The sequence below is a fragment of the Xanthomarina sp. genome, from assembly GCF_035306705.1.
Taxonomy (GTDB): Bacteria; Bacteroidota; Bacteroidia; order Flavobacteriales; family Flavobacteriaceae; genus Xanthomarina.
Genome location: NZ_DATGNO010000119.1, coordinates 1 through 3,621, shown reverse-complemented (window position 1 = coordinate 3,621; position 3,621 = coordinate 1). Strand labels below are relative to the sequence as shown.

The 3,621-nt window shown below is 33.9% G+C and carries 5 protein-coding genes; all 5 read left to right on the top strand.

Features of this window, described 5'->3' with window-relative positions:
• A partial coding sequence (locus VKY47_RS10025; protein ID WP_324312479.1) for a cell envelope biogenesis protein OmpA occupies positions 1–641 on the top strand: 641 nt, incomplete at its 5' end.
• A complete protein-coding gene (gene ruvC / locus VKY47_RS10020; protein WP_324312478.1) occupies positions 641–1,195 on the top strand; it encodes a crossover junction endodeoxyribonuclease RuvC in 555 nt (184 codons plus the stop codon). The genes VKY47_RS10025 and ruvC, both read left to right, overlap by 1 nt.
• Positions 1,196–1,238: 43 nt before the next feature.
• Positions 1,239–2,453: a radical SAM family heme chaperone HemW gene (gene hemW / locus VKY47_RS10015; RefSeq protein ID WP_324312476.1), complete on the top strand. Its 1,215-nt coding sequence runs from the start codon at positions 1,239–1,241 to the stop codon at positions 2,451–2,453.
• Between the two features lie 43 nt (positions 2,454–2,496).
• On the top strand, positions 2,497–3,246 hold the full coding sequence (locus VKY47_RS10010; protein WP_324312474.1) for a cyclase family protein: 750 nt from the start codon (positions 2,497–2,499) through the stop codon (positions 3,244–3,246).
• A gap of 2 nt (positions 3,247–3,248) precedes the next feature.
• Complete coding sequence (locus tag VKY47_RS10005) at positions 3,249–3,593, top strand: DUF4260 domain-containing protein (RefSeq protein WP_324312472.1); 345 nt, start codon at positions 3,249–3,251, stop codon at positions 3,591–3,593.
• Positions 3,594–3,621 lie beyond the last annotated feature (28 nt).

Genomic DNA, 3,621 nt, shown 5'->3' with positions numbered 1-3,621 from the left:
TTATGAACACATCTTTTATAAACTTCAAAAAAGCTTCGGTTTCTATTATTTTTCTGTTCATCTCGTTTTTAGGTTTTAGCCAAGCTGAAACCAGTAAATGGAAGATTCAAATGGCGCTTGGTGTAAACAATCCGAGTTCGAGTGGATTTGTAAGTGGATTTGATGCGAAACCTATAAATTTTCCAACCATCAATCTAGGTTTGCAACACATGTTTAAAAGGCAATTTGGTGCGAAATTGGATTTCGGATTCAACAGAATTTCACACGATAATAATTCGCCATATTTTAAGGTAAACTATACTAGAATAAACGCACAATTTATTTACGACCCAACTCCCATTATCAATTTTTTACCTATTGGGATGGGAGTTGTTGGACATGCTGGACCTGGGTTTAGCATGATAAGTCCTTTAGGTGAATATGGAGAAAATAAAACCTCGTTTTTGAATGTCATGGCTGGAATTGAATTTCATTACAGCATTACTGACGTACTTACAATTTATTTGGACACCTCTTATATATATGGTTTTAGTAGCGATTTCGATCCGGTTTCTAAAGGTTTCGGATCGTTTAACGGGAATTTATTAACTGCAACCATTGGAGTGTCTTACTCTTTAAGTGGTTGTTATTATTGCGATTAATGAACACGGAGAAAATTATATTAGGTATTGATCCAGGAACAACCATTATGGGATTTGGTCTTATAAAAGTAGTTGGAAAAAACATGCAGTTTCTGCAGTTAAATGAATTGGACTTAAAAAAGTACGACGATCATTATTTAAAATTGAAACTTATTTTTGAACGTACCATTGAACTCATAGAAACGCATCATCCAGATGAAATTGCTATTGAAGCACCTTTCTTTGGAAAGAATGTACAAAGTATGCTAAAGCTTGGGAGAGCGCAAGGCGTTGCAATGGCGGCAGGTTTAAGTAGAGAGGTGCCAATTACGGAATATTCGCCTAAAAAAATAAAAATGGCGATTACCGGAAATGGAAATGCCAGTAAAGAACAAGTGGCAAAAATGTTGCAAAGTTTGTTAGGTCTTAAAACGATACCCAAAAACCTGGATTCTATGGATGGTTTGGCGGCAGCTGTTTGCCATTTTTACAATGCAGGAAAAATTGAAATAGGCAAAAGCTACACGGGATGGAGTGCTTTTGTAAAGCAAAATGAAGATCGTGTTAAAAAATAAACAGTTTTCATTGGTAGTTAGAAGTCCATTAGTATAAAGAAATATGGAAAAAGAAATTGAGTCTGAACGTTTAAGTAAGAGTTCTTCCCATTTCGTGAAGTTAGAAGGAGCTGGTATTTACATCCACATTCCATTCTGTAAGCAAGCTTGTTTTTATTGCGATTTCCATTTTTCGACTTCTTTAAAGAAAAAAGACGAACTGGTTCTTGCTTTATCAAAAGAGTTGGTTTTACGTAAAGACGAATTTAAAAATCTAACGGTTGAGACTATTTATTTTGGAGGTGGAACACCTTCGTTATTAAAAAATGAAGAATTACAATTATTGATTGATACTGTTTATAAAAACTATCACGTATCAGAAAATCCTGAAATTACTTTAGAAGCTAATCCGGACGACTTAACTTCTAAACGAATTAAAGAATTAGCCATTTCACCAATAAACAGACTTTCCATTGGTATTCAATCTTTTTTTGAAGACGATTTAAAAAGTATGAATCGTGCGCATTCTTCAGAAGAAGCAAAAAACTGCTTACTTGAGGCAACACGCCATTTCGACAATATTACTATCGATTTAATTTATGGCATTCCAGACATGAGTTTGGAGAAATGGAACGAAAATCTTCAAATGGCTTTTGGTTTTGGCGTAAACCATATTTCTAGTTATGCGTTGACCGTCGAACCTAAAACAGCTTTGGATACCTTCATAAAAAAAGGGATATATCCGCCAATGGATGATGAGTTGGCTCAGCTTCATTTTAATCATCTAATATTAGAAACCGAAAAACAAGGTTTTGTGCATTATGAAGTTTCCAATTTTGGAAAACCTAATTACTTTTCTAAACACAATACCAGTTATTGGCTAGGAAAACCGTATTTAGGAATTGGACCTTCGGCACATTCATTTCATGGAAATACAAGAAGTTGGAATGTTTCAAATAATACTAAATATATAAAAAGTATTGAAGAAGAAATACTGCCAAGTACTTCGGAAATCCTGACAGTAAAAGAGCAGTACAACGAATATGTGATGACTGGTTTACGGACTATTTGGGGAGTTTCATTACAAAAAGTTGCTAAGGATTTTGGGGAGGTTTATCTCACTTATTTAGTAAAAACTTCAGAAAAATTTATTAAAAACGATTTACTTGTCATTTCCAGTAATTTGGATGTAAAGCAAAACACAATTGAAAAATTGAAAACAACCGAAAAAGGATGGTTTTTAGTAGATGGAATTGCTGCAGAGCTGTTTATGATTTAGTATATTTGTTTAGAACCATTTAGTAAACCCTAATACAGAATATATGCTGGCTACCATAGAATATAATTCGAAAAAACGACAAATAGATTTATCGAAACCTTTGGATATCTCTATTCCTTTAAGAGCTTCAGAAAGCAATGTAAATGCCTGGTATTTAGAAGCCCCTAGAATTGAGGCTGTTAAGGATGGTGAATGGGTTGCAAGTGTGGCAGAAGGAGCCGATATAAACTTCAATAATATCTGGTTTAATCCACATGCACATGGAACACATACCGAATGTGTTGGACATATTACCGAAAAAGTACACTCCATTAACGAGAGTTTAAAACAGTTTTTCTTTTTAGCTGAACTTATTACGGTTGCTCCAGAAAAGAAAGGAAAAGACTTTGTTATTTCTAAAAAACAGCTTGATTTTGCCTTAGGAAACAAAAAACGCGATGCTTTAATTATTAGAACAATTCCTAATACCAAAGAAAAATTATCGCATCAATATTCTCATACCAATCCGCCTTATTTATTATCGGAAGCAGCTATTTATTTACGTGAAAAAGGCATAAAACACTTACTCGTAGATCTGCCGAGTATTGATAAGGAAAAGGATGATGGCGAATTATTAGCTCACCACGCCTTTTGGAATACTGCAGGAAGAACACGAATGGACGCTACAATTACAGAGTTTATTTTTGTTCCGAATTCCGTTATAGATGGCACATACTTTCTGAATATACAAATTGCACCTTTCGAAAACGATGCTTCGCCAAGTAGGCCTGTTTTATATGAAATATTTGAATAAATATGAAGTCTGCTTTAAAGATTGAAGAACTCATGATGTTTGTCTTAGGCATCTTTGCTTTTAATCAATTGGATTTTGCTTGGTGGTGGTTTTTACTGCTTCTTTTAACTCCAGACATTGGAATGTTAGGTTATGTGGTCAACACTAAAATTGGCGCTTTCACCTATAATATCTTTCACCATAAAGGAATCGCTATTGTGGTTTATTTATTTGGAATTTATTTTCAAAATGAGGTCTTTCAATTAATAGGAATCATACTTTTTTCTCATGCTTCATTAGATCGGATTTTTGGCTATGGTTTAAAATTCAACGATAGTTTTAAACACACCCATTTGGGCGATATATAATTCCGTAATAAAAATTCTTCAATTAAAT

What these genes read in the sequence shown, in the direction of transcription:
- ruvC (WP_324312478.1), top strand. Translation starts at nt 641, where the DNA reads ATGAACACGGAGAAAATTATATTAGGTATTGATCCAGGAACAACCATT.
- hemW (WP_324312476.1), top strand. Translation starts at nt 1,239, where the DNA reads ATGGAAAAAGAAATTGAGTCTGAACGTTTAAGTAAGAGTTCTTCCCAT.
- VKY47_RS10010 (WP_324312474.1), top strand. Translation starts at nt 2,497, where the DNA reads ATGCTGGCTACCATAGAATATAATTCGAAAAAACGACAAATAGATTTA.
- VKY47_RS10005 (WP_324312472.1), top strand. Translation starts at nt 3,249, where the DNA reads ATGAAGTCTGCTTTAAAGATTGAAGAACTCATGATGTTTGTCTTAGGC.